Source organism: Streptomyces sp. 8N616, from assembly GCF_052246385.1.
GTDB lineage: Bacteria > Actinomycetota > Actinomycetes > Streptomycetales > Streptomycetaceae > Streptomyces.
In genome coordinates this window covers 1-13409 of sequence record NZ_JBQQBY010000049.1, presented here as the reverse complement: position 1 = coordinate 13409, position 13409 = coordinate 1, and the positions used below count along the sequence as shown (strand labels likewise).

10 protein-coding genes and 1 pseudogene are annotated in these 13409 nt (G+C 73.2%); 5 read left to right on the top strand and 6 right to left on the bottom strand.

From position 1 onward, the window contains the following. Positions 1 to 45 precede the first annotated feature (45 nt). Entirely contained in the window at positions 46 to 1446 is a 1401-nt protein-coding gene (locus ACTWQC_RS32110) for a GH1 family beta-glucosidase (RefSeq protein ID WP_443319373.1), read from the top strand. Positions 1447 to 1599: 153 nt separating this feature from the next. Here the strand turns inward: ACTWQC_RS32110 and ACTWQC_RS32105 are convergent, their stop codons facing one another. The 3 genes from ACTWQC_RS32105 to ACTWQC_RS32095 form a co-directional block, all read right to left on the bottom strand. Beyond that, positions 1600 to 3099, bottom strand: a complete 1500-nt coding sequence (locus tag ACTWQC_RS32105; protein WP_443319372.1) for a cellulose binding domain-containing protein — start codon at positions 3097 to 3099, stop codon at positions 1600 to 1602. 238 nt (positions 3100 to 3337) lie between these two features. Then, a complete protein-coding gene (locus ACTWQC_RS32100; RefSeq protein ID WP_443319371.1) occupies positions 3338 to 4750 on the bottom strand; it encodes a sensor histidine kinase in 1413 nt (470 codons plus the stop codon). Next, on the bottom strand, positions 4747 to 5436 hold the full coding sequence (locus tag ACTWQC_RS32095; protein ID WP_443319370.1) for a response regulator transcription factor: 690 nt from the start codon (positions 5434 to 5436) through the stop codon (positions 4747 to 4749). Before ACTWQC_RS32095 ends, ACTWQC_RS32100 begins: the two co-directional genes overlap by 4 nt. Before the next feature lie 84 nt (positions 5437 to 5520). Here ACTWQC_RS32095 and ACTWQC_RS32090 point away from each other — a divergent pair, with 84 nt between their 5' ends. Then, the gene (locus tag ACTWQC_RS32090; protein ID WP_443319369.1) at positions 5521 to 6063 is read left to right on the top strand and encodes a hypothetical protein; all 543 of its coding nucleotides are present in this window, start codon (positions 5521 to 5523) and stop codon (positions 6061 to 6063) included. Positions 6064 to 6158: 95 nt separating this feature from the next. On the opposite strand, the gene ACTWQC_RS32085 is transcribed toward ACTWQC_RS32090, so the two are convergent. After that, positions 6159 to 7013, bottom strand: coding sequence for a spermidine synthase (locus ACTWQC_RS32085; RefSeq protein ID WP_443319368.1), 855 nt, complete (start codon positions 7011 to 7013; stop codon positions 6159 to 6161). A 194-nt stretch (positions 7014 to 7207) separates the two neighbouring features. Continuing rightward, a complete protein-coding gene (locus tag ACTWQC_RS32080) occupies positions 7208 to 7684 on the bottom strand; it encodes a hypothetical protein (protein WP_443319367.1) in 477 nt (158 codons plus the stop codon). Between the two features lie 288 nt (positions 7685 to 7972). Here ACTWQC_RS32080 and ACTWQC_RS32075 point away from each other — a divergent pair, with 288 nt between their 5' ends. Then, entirely contained in the window at positions 7973 to 9364 is a 1392-nt protein-coding gene (locus ACTWQC_RS32075; RefSeq protein WP_443319366.1) for a hypothetical protein, read from the top strand. Positions 9365 to 9746: 382 nt separating this feature from the next. Here ACTWQC_RS32075 and ACTWQC_RS32070 read toward each other — a convergent pair whose 3' ends face one another. Beyond that, positions 9747 to 10364 (bottom strand): histidine phosphatase family protein, encoded by a 618-nt coding sequence (locus ACTWQC_RS32070; RefSeq protein WP_443319365.1) that lies wholly within the window; start codon positions 10362 to 10364, stop codon positions 9747 to 9749. 308 nt (positions 10365 to 10672) lie between these two features. Between ACTWQC_RS32070 and ACTWQC_RS32065 the strand changes: the two genes are divergently transcribed. Then, positions 10673 to 11716 (top strand): phosphatase PAP2 family protein, encoded by a 1044-nt coding sequence (locus ACTWQC_RS32065; protein WP_443319408.1) that lies wholly within the window; start codon positions 10673 to 10675, stop codon positions 11714 to 11716. Then, a pseudogene (locus ACTWQC_RS32060) lies at positions 11616 to 12782 on the top strand (hypothetical protein); the annotation flags it as partial. The gene ACTWQC_RS32065 and the pseudogene ACTWQC_RS32060, both read left to right, overlap by 101 nt. Positions 12783 to 13409: the final 627 nt, after the last annotated feature.

Genomic DNA, 13409 nt, shown 5'->3' with positions numbered 1-13409 from the left:
CCAACACTCCATCACCTCGTCACGACTCTCCATGGGAGCGCTTCCATGACCGCAAGCTTTCCGCCCGGCTTCCTGTGGGGCGCCGCCACCGCCGCGTACCAGATCGAGGGCGCCGCGCAGGAGGACGGTCGCACCCCCTCCATCTGGGACACCTTCAGCCATACGCCCGGCAACGTGGCCGGCGGCGACACCGGTGACATCGCGGCCGACCACTACCACCGCTTCCGCGACGACGTCCGCCTCATGGCCGAACTGGGCCTCGGCGCATACCGCTTCTCCGTTTCCTGGCCCCGCGTACAGCCCACCGGGCGCGGCCCCGCCGTCCAGCGCGGCCTCGACTTCTACCGCGCCCTCGTCGACGAGCTCCTCGCCCACGGCATCCAGCCGCTGCCGACCCTCTACCACTGGGACCTGCCGCAGGAGCTGGAGGTGTCGGGGGGCTGGCCGGAGCGCGACACGGCGCACCGGTTCGCCGAGTACGCCGGGATCGTCGCCGAGGCGCTCGGCGACCGCGTCGAGACCTGGAGCACCCTCAACGAGCCCTGGTGCAGCGCCTTCCTGGGCTACGGCTCAGGCGTGCACGCCCCCGGCCGCACCGACCCGGTCGCCGCCCTGCGCGCGGCGCACCACCTCAACCTCGCCCACGGCCTCGGCGCCCAGGCGCTGCGCTCGGCCCTGCCCGCCCGCGCTCGCGTCGCGGTCAGCCTCAACCCCGGCGCCGTACGCGCCCTGACCCCATCCCCCGAGGACCTCGACGCTCAGCGGCAGATCGACGCCCTCGCCACCCGTATCTTCACCGACCCCATGCTCCACGGCCGGTACCCCGCCGACCTGCTGGCGGACACCGCGCGGCTGACCGACTGGTCGTACGTACACGACTCGGACCTGGCCGTCATCAAGCACCCCCTGGACGCGCTGGGCATCAACTACTACACGCCTACAGTGGTATCAGCCGCCACTGACAACGAGCCTCCGCGCAGGGACGGCCACGGCGCCAGCGAGCACTCCCCCTGGCCCGCCGCCGACCGGGTCGCCTTCCACCAGCCGCCCGGCGACCTCACCGCCATGGACTGGTCCGTCGACCCGACAGGCCTGTACGACCTGCTGATGCGCTTCACCCGGGAGGCCCCCGGGCTGCCCCTGCTCATCACCGAGAACGGCGCGGCCTACGAGGACAAGCCCGACGCCGAAGGGGCCGTCCACGACCCCGAGCGCATCGCGTACGTCCACGCCCACCTCGCCGCCGCGCACCGCGCGATCACCGACGGTGCCGACGTCCAGGGCTATTTCCTCTGGTCCCTCATGGACAACTTCGAGTGGGCGTACGGCTATGAGAAGCGGTTCGGCGCGATCCACGTCGACTACGCGACCCAGGCCCGCACCCCCAAGTCCAGCGCCCGCTGGTACGCCGAGGTCGCCCGCTCGGGCGTGCTGCCCGCCGAATAGGCCGCTTCCAGGCCCGAACAGGCCGCGCATAGGCCGTCTCCGGACCACATAGCGCGGGCAGAAAACCGCGCGCCCCGGCCGGATGGGGGGTGACCCGGCCGGGGCGCGCGTGGGGGGTGGCAGTCGGGAAGAGGGACTCCAGGGCGGAGAGGTTCAGCCGCCGTACGTACCAAAGGCCTTGGTGAATGCCAGCTCGTCCTGAAGGATCGAGCTGCAGGTCGCCTGCGCGGAGTTCTGCTCCCCGCCGGGGCACTGCTTGTCACGGGTCGAGGACCACATCGACAGCCAGCCCAGGCCCTTGGACTCGGCGAACTTCACCAGCTGGGTGGCGTCGTCCACCTTGAAGATCTCGGTCGTGACGTCGTTGACGCCGATCATCGGGGTGACGGCGACGGCCTTCCACGCGGCCGCGTCCGACAGTCCCAGGACGTTCTTGATCTGGCCCTGGGTGGCCGTGGCCGCCTCGATCGCGTACTGGCCCATGTCGCCGCTGAACGCGGGCCCGTAGTCCATGGCCATGATGTTCACGGCCGAGATCTTCACGCCGTTCTTCTTGGCGTCGGCGACCAGGTCGACGCCGTCCTGGGTGAGGCCCGAGGGCATCACCGGCAGGGTGAAGGACACATCGAGGCCCGGGTGCTTCTTCTGCAGCTCGGCGATGGCCTGCGCGCGACGCGTGTTGGCCGCCTTGTCGGGCAGCGCGCCGCCCTCGACGTCGAAGTCGACCTTGGTGAGCTTGTACGCGTCCACGACCTTGCCGTACGCCGCCGCGAGGTCGGAGGCGGAGGAGCAGGCGAGGCCCAGCTCGGACCCGGCGGCACCGCCGAACGACACCCGCACGTCGCCGCCCGCCTTGCGGAGCTCACCGATCTGGTCGGCCACGGGGTTGTTGTTCAGATCGGCCACGCCGCCCCACTTCGGGACGCAGCCGCCACCGGAGGTGATGAAGGCGAGGTTGAACTCCTTCACCCCGGTCTTCTTGGCGGTGCCCACCATGTCGTAGGAGGGGTGCAGCGAGGTGTCGATGTACGGGGCGAAGCCTTCGCCCTTGGCCGAGCCGTCGCCCGGCTCCGGCTTCCCGGTCGGCGAGGGGGTGGCGGTCTGGGTCGGCTGCGCGGTCGGCGTCTTCGTCGGCTCCTTGGTCGGCGAGGGCGCGGCGGTCGGGGAAGAGCTCTGCGTCGGGCGGCCGCTGGGCTCCGGGGTGGCGCCGTCGTCGACCGAGCACTTCACCTCGTTGATCAGACAGCCCTTGGGCTCCGCGGCCTTCGCGCTGTTCCCGGACGACGCCGCGACGAAGCCGACCGTCAGCGACTTGCCGGGAGCGATGTCGCCGCTCCAGCTCGCGGGCTTGACGGTGATGTGCTGCCCGTCGGCAGTGTGCCGGGCGTTCCACAGGGAGCTGAGCTTCGTCCCGGCCGGCAGGTCGAACTCGAGCGTCCAGTCGGACAGCGCCTTCCCGGACTCGTTGGTGATCACGTACTGCCCGGTGTAGCCGGTGCTCCAGTCGCTCGTCGTGGTGTACGCCGCGCCGACCGAGGCGGCCTGAGCCGTCCCGGCCAGCATGAACGCGCTTCCGCCCACGGCGACCGCGGCGACGACCGCGCCGATCGCCTTGGCCTTACGGCTCGTTCTGTGCCGGTGCGCACTGCTCATCGCGTTCCTGCCTCTGCTCTTACGGGGGGTGGTGCTGCAGCACGCTAGCGAGCCCGAAACGGACAAAAGCCAAGATCGGTGCGGGGCCCGGACTTCTTATGCCGCGCTTAAGGGCACGATCGGCGGTGATTAAACGTTGGACTCAAAGAGCCGCGCCAGCGGCTCACTTGACGGCCTGGGGCTGGCTTGACGGCCTGAGGCTCACTTGACGGCCGTCGCTCACGTGACGGCCTTCGGCTCACTTGGCGACCTTGCCGCCGCCCCCCGCCCTGCCGCGCTTGCGCCGTACGACCCGGTGCCCCCGCCGCCCCAGGGACGGCCGCCGCCCGTCGAGCGCGAGCCAGACCCGTATCTCCGTACCGCCCAGCACCGAGCGCCCGATCCGTACGTCGCCGCCCGTGGACTCCGCGACTCGGCGGACGATGTCGAGCCCCAGACCCGTCGAGCCGGGGCCGCCGTCGCCGTGGCCCCGCTGCAGCGCCGCGTCCGGGTCCTTGATGCCGGGCCCGGCGTCCGAGACGAGCACGATCACGGCGTCCTCGCCGTTGTGCACGTCCACCGAGAAGGCGGTGCCCTCGCGGGTGTGCCGGAAGACGTTGCCGAGCATCGCGTCGAGGGCGGCGGCGAGTTCGGGGCGCGCCACGGGCACGCGCGCGGGACGGTCGACGCCCGCGAGCCGCACCTTCCGGCCCTCGTCCTCGGCGAGCGCCGACCAGAAGGCCATCCGCTCGCGGATCACCTCGGCCGCGTCACAGCCGGAGACCACGCCCAGTGGGCCCTGGGTCTGCGGCCGCTGGTCGCGCGCGGTCCGGATGATCTGGTCGACCTCGCCCTCGAGCTTGGCGACAGCCGCCCGGGTCTGCTCGGCGGCCGGACCCTCGCCCAGGGAGGCGGCGTTGAGGCGGAGCACGGTGAGCGGAGTGCGCAGCCGGTGGGAGAGGTCGGCGGCCAGCTCGCGCTCGTTGGCCAGCAGCTGCACCACCTGGTCGGCCATGGAGTTGAAGGCGACCGCGGCGGCCCGCAGTTCGGCGGGGCCCTCCTCGGGCACGCGCGTGCCGAGCTTGCCCTCGCCCAGGTCCTGGGCGGCTCCGGCGAGTTCCTCGGCGGGCCGGACCATACGGGTGCCGAGCCGGTCGGCGATGGCGACCGAGCCGACGACCAGAGCGAGGGCGACCACGGCGAGGACGGCCCAGGCGGTGGTGACGCCGTTGGTGACCTCCTGGTCGGGGACGAACACCTCGACGACGGCGACCTTTCCCGAGCCGATGGCGGTCGGCTGGAGCAGCGCGTAACCGCCGTCCACGGACGAGATGGAGGCGCGGCCGAGCCGGGTCGCGGTGGCCAGGTCCGCGCGGCCGGCCCGCGGTTCGCCGATCTCCACGGCGGCCCCGCCACCCGGGCCCGCGGTGCCCGGGACGTGCACGGCCATCCGGCCCTCAGCCCCCACCTCGGTGCTGGCCACGGCCCGCTTCAGCTGCGCGTCGTCGGTGGTGATGGCGAGGGCCGGGCCGATGGTGGCGGCCTGCCGCTCGGCGTTGGAGAACGCCCGGTCGCGCGCCATCTCCTTGACGACGAGCCCGAGCGGCACGGCGAAGGCCACGACGACCATGGCGGTGACCGCCAGGCTCACCTTGACCAGCGCCCACCTCATCGGGGCGGCTCCAGCTTGACCCCGACACCCCGCAGCGTGTGCAGATAGCGCGGCTTGGCGGCCGTTTCGCCCAATTTCCGCCGCAGCCACGACAGATGGACGTCAATGGTCTGGTCGTCCCCGTACGACTGCTGCCACACCTCGGCCAGCAACTCCTTGCGCGGCACGACGACTCCGGGCCGTCCGGCGAGGAAGGCCAGCAGGTCGAACTCGCGGCGCGTCAGGTCAAGGGCCGCCCCGTCCAGCTCCGCCTGCCGCCGCAGCGGGTCGATCGCCAGGCCGCCGACGCGGATCACCCGGGACGGCGGCTCGGCGCCCGCGGCCGCGCGCGAGCGGCGGAGCACGGCGGCCATCCGGGCGGACAAGTGGTCCACGGAGAACGGCTTGACGAGGTAGTCGTCGGCTCCGTCGTTGAGCAGCCGGACGATTTCCGCCTCGTCGTCCCGGGCGGTCGCGATGATCACGGGGACGTCGGTGATTCCGCGCAGCATCTTCAGGGCCTCCGCCCCGTCGAGGTCGGGCAGGCCGAGGTCGAGGATGACGACGTCGAAACCGACGTGGGCCACCTCACGCAGCGCCTCCAGGGCCGTGCCGACACTCCGAACGGTGTGGGATGCCTCGGTCAGGTGCCGGATGAGGGCTGAGCGCACGAACTGGTCGTCCTCGACCACGAGCACACTTGCCATGGGCGGCACCGTACGCCATACGCGTGATGATCGTCCCGCGAAGTCCATCGCAAAGAATCGGCCACGTGCGGCAGTATGAGCGTGATGCAACGAGGACTGGTTCACGCCGTAGCGTGGTCGCTCGCCACGGGCGCTGCGGTCACGCTGTCGTGGTGGGGCGTCCACACCGTGCTCGCCGGCACGGCGTACGACCCGCCGCGCGCGCTTCCCATACCCGGCGACGCAACCGGGCGTGCGGAGGCCGCGGGCGGCGCCGAGCCGCAGTCCTCGTCCACCCAGCGCCCCAAGCCGTCGTCGCCCTCCCCCTCCAAGCCCCGCAGACCGTCCGGGACACCCGAGAACCGCGACACCCCGCCGCCGCGCACCACCGCCCCGAGTTCCCCTTCCGCCGCGTCGTCCGCGAGCGGCGACGTGAAGAGCTACAACGTGGCCGGCGGCCGGGTCGTCTTCGAAATCAACGAAGATTACGCGGAGTTGGTCTCGGCGACGCCCGACTCGGACTGGCAGATGCAGGTCTGGAAGCAGTCCGAGTGGATCCGGGTGAACTTCACCAGAGGCGCGAACACGACATCGGTCTTCTGCACCTGGAACGGCCACCCGCCGACCGTCCAGGTCGTCGAGGAATGACCCGATGGCCGCCGATCCGGCAGCGGCCAACGCGGGCGCGGATCAATGATCGCGGATCACTGACACGGACCGCTGACACGGACCGCTGGTGCTGATCACTCAAAGGTCTTCTCCGGCGGGGCGGGTGACGGCCGCGCCGCATCGTCGCTCACCGGCGCCGCACCGCCTGTGAAGTCCAGCAGCGCCCTGCCGTGCTCCACGCGCGCGGGGTGTGGGTCCCCCGCGGCCCTGCGCGTCAGCTCGGCGACCGGCAGCTCGCGGTCCGAGGCCAGCAGGACGGCGTTGCCGAACCGGCGCCCGCGCAGCACGGCCGGGTCGGCCATCAGGCACATCTCGGGGAAAACCGTTCCTACGGTGGCGATCTGGGCCCGGAGGTGCGCGAGCGGCGGCCCGTCGGCGAGGTTCGCCGCGTAGAAGCCGCCGGGCCGGAGCGCTCTCCGTACCTCGGCCGCGAACTCCGCGCTGGTGAGATGGGCGGGCGTACGGGCCCCGCTGAAGACGTCCAGGATGACGAGATCGGCCCAGTCTTCGGGGACCTTGCCGAGCCCCGCCCGCGCGTCCCCGCCCCGCACCCGTATCCGCCAGCCGCTCTCCAGCGGCAGCTGGCGCCGTACGAACCGGGCCAGCCGGGCGTCGAGTTCGACGACCTGCTGGGTGGAGCGGGGGCGGGTCGCGGCGACGTACCGGGCGAGCGTGAAGGCGCCGCCGCCCAGGTGCAGAGCCTGGACGGGGCGGCCGAGCGGCGCGGTCAGATCGGCGATGTGACCGAGCCTGCGCTGGTACTCGAAGTCGAGGTACGCGGGGTCGTCGAGGTCCACGTGGGACTGGGGGGCGCCGTCGATGAGCAGCGTACGGGCGCGCGGCCGGTCACGGTCGGGGACGAGCTCGGCGACACCGCCGTCCACCTCTTCGGTGACGGCTTCCGCATGACGCCGCCTGCCCTTCGCCATGCCCCCAGTATCCCCGGGGGCGGGCGGCCATTCCCGAGAGGGGCTCACGAGCGGCGGGGTTCCCCTGCGGCGGGGTTCTGCGCGGCCAGGCCCCCGGGCAGCCGTGTTCCGGACGGCGGGGTTCCCGGGCAGCCGGGTTCGCAGGAGCCAGGGTTCCCGGGCGGCCCGTGGCGGCTGAGCGGCCGAAGGGTCACTCACCTGCAGCGGTCGGCGGCCTCGATCAGGCGGGCCGCTTCGCCCAGCGCGGCGCGGAGCACGGCCGGGTCGGTGACAGCGCCGTCTCCGACCGGCGGCACGAGCCAACCGGTGCCCGCGACGGGCGGTTCCGCGGCCGTCGGCAGCCCGCGCCCGAAGGTCTGGGTGCACGCACTGCCGGGCAGGTCCCAGCCGGCCGCGGTGCCGGGCGGCACCAGGAAGCCGAGCGTGTCGCAGTCCCCGTCGTGCAGCACGGCGCCGACGGCGCCCGGCTCCTCGTCCGGGCCGCGGTAAGCGCCGCCGGAGTCGGTGGCCCGGCGCAGGATGTCCACCGCCTCCAGGCCCTGACGGGCCGGAACGGTCACGAGATCGCACCCCGGGGCGGCGTCGGGAGCCGGGCTCGGGCTGCGGTCCGGGCTGGGGCCATGCTGGGCAGTCGTCTGCGAACCACTGACGTCCACGTCGGCCTCCGCCAAGAGAAACCCCTCCTCCGGAAGTGAGCAGCGTCGCTCCTTCTTCAAGGGTTCAACGCGGTTGCGGCGTCAACGGCTACGGCGGCACGCCGCCGCAAAGGATGGCAGTTCATGGCGGATCGTGGGTGAGATATCCGGTTTGTAGCCAAACCCTGGGTACTTGCTTCGTCACAACGGGTACGGTCGTGCCTCGCCGGTCCGGCGCGGCGGGGCGCGTGCGCGTAAGGGCCGGCAGCAATTGAACCCCGCCCCTTACGGGGGGCGGAGCACCGCCAGGGAGAGGGCTCGGCCATGGCGACGCCGTCAGCGTCTTCGTCATCGTCCTCGCGGGGCTTCGCCGCGCGCCCCGCGCCGCGGCCGAACACGGCCTTCCGGCAGCTGCGCGGCCCGCTGTCACCGGGCGAGTTCGCGGCGGCCGTACGCCGTGCGGCCCGCGACATCGGGGAGCAGGTCGCCTGCGACGCGCGCTACATCGGGCGCGTCGAGTCCGGGGAGATCCGCTGCCCCAACTACGCCTACGAGCGCGTGTTCCGGCACATGTTCCCGGACCACACGCTCGCGGACATGGGCTTCGCGCCGCGCGAAGAAGTCCGCGGACGGGGGGCGCGCGCGAGCGGCGCCGTGCCCCCGGCCAGGACCGAACCCGATCCACCTGTCACCACTCACGAGGAGAGCGACGTGCTGCGTCGCGCATTCATGACCGGCGGCCCGGCCGCCCTTGCGGCCGGCTCCCTGGGGCTGGGCGCCGACTCCCTCGGGCTGGGCTTCGCCCGCCCGCCGCGCCGCGTCGGAGAGTCCGAGGCGACGGCCGTCGAGGAGGCCGTACGGCGCATCCGGCTGCTCGACGACCGGCACGGCGCCGACGGCCTCTACCGGCGGGCCGCCCAGCCGCTGCGCACCGCCTACGCGCTGCTCGACGCGGGCACCCAGCGCCAGTCGACGGCCGACCGGCTGCAAGCCGGGGCCGGTGAACTCGCCATCTCCGTGGGCTGGCTGGCCCACGATTCGGGCCGCTTCGCGGATGCCCGCTCCCACTACGGGGAGGCGCTCGCTACGGCGCGCGTCGCAAGCGACCCGGCTCTGGAGGCCCACGCCTTCTGCAACACGGCCTTCCTCGCGCGCGATGCGGGGCGCCCGCGCGAGGCCGTACGTGCCGCCCAGGCCGCGCAGCGCGCCGCCCGGCACCTGTCGTCGCCCCGGCTGCTGTCGCTCCTCGCCCTGCGCGAGGCCGGGGGCTGGGCGGGGCTCGGCGACCGCAAGGAGTACGAGGAAGCGCTGCTGCGCGCCCATACGCTGTTCGGGCGCGGGCCCTCGGACGCCGATCCGGAGTGGATGTCCTTCTACGGCGAGGCCGAACTCGAGGGGCTCGAAGCGCAGTGCTGGTCGGCACTCGGGCAGTGGGGGCGCGCGGCGGACCACGCGCGCCGCGCGGTGGCGCTGCAGGATCCTCACTTCGCGCGCAACGCGGCGCTGTTCACCGCGGAGTTGGCGGGAAACCTCGCGCGGAGCGGGGCTCCGGATGAAGCGGCGCACGCGGGTCAGCGCGTACTGCGGCTGCTGGACGAAGTCCAGTCGTCCCGCATCCGCGCGATGCTGGACAGCACGGCGGCTCTCCTCCGCCGCCACGACGGCTCCCCGCCGGTGGCCGACTTCCTCGACCACCACGCCGCCCGCGACACCTGACGCACCCGGTCTTGGCGGCGCCGATGCGCCGACCTTTCCCGCATTGCAGCGGGCGGGTGGGGACCGAAGCCGCGCGGGCGCCGGGCTGGGGGCGTGATGTGAGAGCGCACCGGCGGATCCTTCCCCGCGTGCTCCGGCCGTCCCGCGGGGAGACGAACCGCCCCTCACCGACCTGGCGTTGCGCGAGGTCAGGGCCGTACGGCACGAGGTGTACGGAGCGCGCTGCCCCGCGGCCATAGCGGGGCTCCGCGCGCGTCCCTTCCTCAAAGCAGGGCTCCGCCCCCAGCACCATGGGCGAAGCCCTGATTACGGGCGGGAAGGGGCCCGCCTCGGGGGCCATGATCTGCCGGACACGCCCTGGGGGGAGGCGGGCTTGGGCACGTCAGCGCGGGGTTGCCGGTCCGGCGAGGTCGATGTGGCCCAGGTCGTTCCAGCACTCCAGCGCCGTCTCCCCGTACGCCCAACCCAGGACCGACAGCGAGGCCGGGTCCAGCTTGATGCGCGCCGCGAACGACGCGTGCCGGCCGAGCCAGCGCGCCGCCAGCACCCGCAGGATGTGCCCGTGCGCGAAGACCAGCACATCGCGGTCCGCCGAGCGCGCCCACTCCACCACCGCGTCCGCACGCCGCGCGAGCTGGTCGAGCGTCTCGCCCTCCGGCACCCCGTCGCGCCAGATGAACCAGCCCGGCCGCTGGGCCTGGATCTGGGCCTGCGTCAGGCCCTCGTACGCGCCGTAGTCCCACTCCATCAGCACGTCCCACGACTCCGCGCGGTCTCCGAATCCGGCCAGACCGCAGGTTTCCGAGGCCCGCGACAGCGGGCTCGTACGGATCTCCGCGTCCGGCAGGCCGCCGAACGGCGCCCGGTGCAGCCGCTCGCCCAGGAGCTTGGCGCCCCGCCTGCCCTCGTCCAGCAGCGGGACGTCGGTACGTCCGGTGTGCCTGCCGGACAGCGACCATTCCGTCTGTCCGTGACGGGCCAGCAGGATGCGCGGTGCCATGGGAGACCTCTCACTGAACGGGGGCTCAGCCGAGCCGAGCCGAGCTGAGCCGGATGGTGCCGTCGTGTGCTCTGCGATGACGCGTATGGGGTGTTTGTGGCGCCGTTTCCATCATCGCTCACGTACTCGGCGGTCAACCCGGCGGGCGATCTCCGCGTCTTCTTGCTCGGACATCCGCCAACGGGGGCCGAACGGCAGGCGAACGCGACGCTGCGAAAGCAACCGGGGGCCGGTGTGTGGCGGAATCGACATACACCGTACGGTTGATGCGCGCCTACTGGGCGCCTGAACATTTGGAGAGCGTCCGGATGCCCCAGACCGCGCCCGCGCCACGCACCGGAAGAGCACGCGGCAGCCGTCCCCGCTGGTGGACCGAGCTGCCGCTGATCGTCGTGGTGTACGCCGCGTACTCGGCGGGGCGGCTGATGGCGCGCGGCGACGTCTCGACGGCCGTCGACCACGGACTGGCCATCCTGCGCGTCGAGAAACTGCTGCACATCAACGCGGAGCATCCGCTCAACCGGCTCTTCACCGAGCACGCGTCGCTCGGCATACCCGCCGACTTCGCGTACGCCTCGCTGCATTACCTCGTCACCCCGGCGATCCTCGTCTGGCTGTGGAAGCGCCGCCCGCCGCACTACCGAATAGCCCGTACCTGGCTGCTGGTCTCGACCCTCATAGGGCTGGTCGGCTTCACCCTCCTCCCGACCTGCCCGCCCCGGCTGCTCGCCGCCGGCCATGGCTTCGTGGACACGATGTCGCAGTACGGCTCGTACGGCTGGTGGGGCGGCGAGGCGAGCGCGCCGCGCGGGCTCGGCGGGCTGACCAACCAGTACGCGGCGATGCCGAGCCTGCATGTGGGGTGGTCGCTGTGGTGCGGAGTGATGCTCTGGCGGTGCGGGCGGGGGTGGCCCGCCAAGGTGGCCGGTGTCGCGTATCCGCTGGTCACCACCGTGGTGGTGATGGGCACCGCGAACCACTACTTCCTCGACGCGGCCGCCGGTGCGGCGGTCATGGGGCTGGGTCTGGCCCTGGCGCGCCCGGCGCTGCGGCTCGCCGACGGAGTCCGCGACCGCGTGGGCAAACGTTCCTCCGCCCCGGCGGCATCCCCGGCCGGCTCCATGACGGAATCCCCGGCCGAATCCCCGGCCGAATCCCTGGCCGAATCCCCTGTCGGCACCGGAACCGCCCCGATTGTCAGTGACGGATGCGAGACTTCGGCGGGTGAACGGATCCCTCGACAGCCGGGCCGTGGCGGCCACCCCGACGACACCGCCGCCACCGTCGTCGGCAGCGCTGCCACCGCGCGCCCTGCCACGGCCGACGACGGCGCTCCGGCAGCGGCTCGCTGAGCTGCGCGGGCCCACCGCGCCACCGCACCCACTGGACGCCCGCGCCCTCGCCGCGCTCGCCGCCAACCCCGGCTGCCGCCGCCGCGCGCTGCTGGACGGCGCCGGGGTGGACAAGGCGGCGCTCGCGCGTGCGCTGGGCACGCCCGCCACGTTCGGCCAGTCGCAGTTCGCCTTCGTGCGCGGCAACGCCTTTGAGGCGCGGATCCAGGCGGACGGCGGCGCGGAGCTGATGCGGCTGCTGCACGAACGCCTCGGCGCGGGCGCGGATCCCGCCGGGGAGGTGTCCGTCCCCGACCTGTCGGCCGCGGGCCCCGAGGGCCGGGCGGCCCGTACGCGCCTCGCCCTGGAGGAGGCGACGGCGGCAGGGCGATGGTCGCTGCTGTTCCACCCCATGGTGGTGCTCGACGTTGCGGGCTCGCCCGCCTATCTGGAGCCGGACGCGGTGGCAGTGCACCCGGACGGCAGTTGGACGGTCGTGGAGGTCAAGTCCTTCCCGGTGGTGGACGGTTCGGCCGACGCGGCCAAGGTGGGCGCGGCCGCCCGGCAGGCGGCCGTCTACGTCCTGGCGCTCGAGCGCCTGGCCTCGGCGGTGGTCGAGTCGGCCGACGACGCTCGCGTACGGCACACCGTGCTGCTGGTCTGCCCCAAGGACTTCTCCAACCTGCCCACGGCGGAGCCGGTGGACGTACGCAAGCAACTGGCCGTCACCAGGCGCCAGCTGGCGCGGCTCACCCGTATCGAGGAGATCGCCGCCGCGCTGCCCGAAGGCACCACGTTCGATCTCCGCCTGTCCGACGACGGCAGAACGCCGACCCGCCCCGCGGAGGAGCTGGTGGTGGCCGTCGAGTCGGTCGCGGCGGCGTACACACCCGACTGCCTGGCCGCCTGCGAACTCGCCTTCCACTGCCGGGCCCGGGCCCGCGCGGCGGGCGCGGTCGAAACGCTGGGCCGCGGAGCCCGCGGCGAACTCGGCACCCTCACAACGGTGGAATCGGCCCTCACAGCAGCCCTGAGCGAGGGCGACCCGTGCGGCCCGGAGAGCACGGGGAACCCGGACGCCGCGGCGTCCGGCCCCGCGGTTGCGAACCCCGGCACCACTGCTGCGGGCGCCGAGCCCCTGGACACCGATGCTCCGGAAGCCGGGACTTCGACCACCGGCACTCCCGGCACCGCGACTGCGGGCCCCAAACCCTCGAACACCGGGGCGCCAGGCGCCGAAACTTCGGTCGTCAGAGCCTCGGGCGCCGGGGCCATGGGCGCCAGAACTCCGCCCACGAGGGCTCCACAGCCCGCGACTTCGCCCACCGACGCTCCCGGCACAACGACTGCGGGCCACGGCCCTTCGGACACCGGCGCCCCCGACGCCGGGACTTCGACCACCGGCGATCCCGGCACCACAGCTGCGGGCCACGGGCCCTCGGACACCAGGGCGCCGGGCGCCGAGGCTTCGCGCTCCGAGTCCTCCCGCACCCCGTTGCCCGACGCCCGGTTCCCGGGCGTCGTGACGAGCGGCGATCCCGCCGTCGACGCTCTCCGCCGCGCGGCGGCGCTCCGCGCCGAGGCGCTGGCTGCGTCCGGCGCCGGCCGGGGAGGCGCGCCATGGCGCTGACATCCCGGCGCCAGTGCGCCACCGAACGTCGCGGGGTTCCGCCCGTCCAGCCTTCTTCTTCGGGCCCTGCGCGCCCTTTTGAGG

What these genes read in the sequence shown, in the direction of transcription:
- ACTWQC_RS32110 (WP_443319373.1), top strand. Translation starts at nt 46, where the DNA reads ATGACCGCAAGCTTTCCGCCCGGCTTCCTGTGGGGCGCCGCCACCGCC.
- ACTWQC_RS32105 (WP_443319372.1), bottom strand. Translation starts at nt 3,099, where the DNA reads ATGAGCAGTGCGCACCGGCACAGAACGAGCCGTAAGGCCAAGGCGATC.
- ACTWQC_RS32100 (WP_443319371.1), bottom strand. Translation starts at nt 4,750, where the DNA reads ATGAGGTGGGCGCTGGTCAAGGTGAGCCTGGCGGTCACCGCCATGGTC.
- ACTWQC_RS32095 (WP_443319370.1), bottom strand. Translation starts at nt 5,436, where the DNA reads ATGGCAAGTGTGCTCGTGGTCGAGGACGACCAGTTCGTGCGCTCAGCC.
- ACTWQC_RS32090 (WP_443319369.1), top strand. Translation starts at nt 5,521, where the DNA reads ATGCAACGAGGACTGGTTCACGCCGTAGCGTGGTCGCTCGCCACGGGC.
- ACTWQC_RS32085 (WP_443319368.1), bottom strand. Translation starts at nt 7,013, where the DNA reads ATGGCGAAGGGCAGGCGGCGTCATGCGGAAGCCGTCACCGAAGAGGTG.
- ACTWQC_RS32075 (WP_443319366.1), top strand. Translation starts at nt 7,973, where the DNA reads ATGGCGACGCCGTCAGCGTCTTCGTCATCGTCCTCGCGGGGCTTCGCC.
- ACTWQC_RS32070 (WP_443319365.1), bottom strand. Translation starts at nt 10,364, where the DNA reads ATGGCACCGCGCATCCTGCTGGCCCGTCACGGACAGACGGAATGGTCG.
- ACTWQC_RS32065 (WP_443319408.1), top strand. Translation starts at nt 10,673, where the DNA reads ATGCCCCAGACCGCGCCCGCGCCACGCACCGGAAGAGCACGCGGCAGC.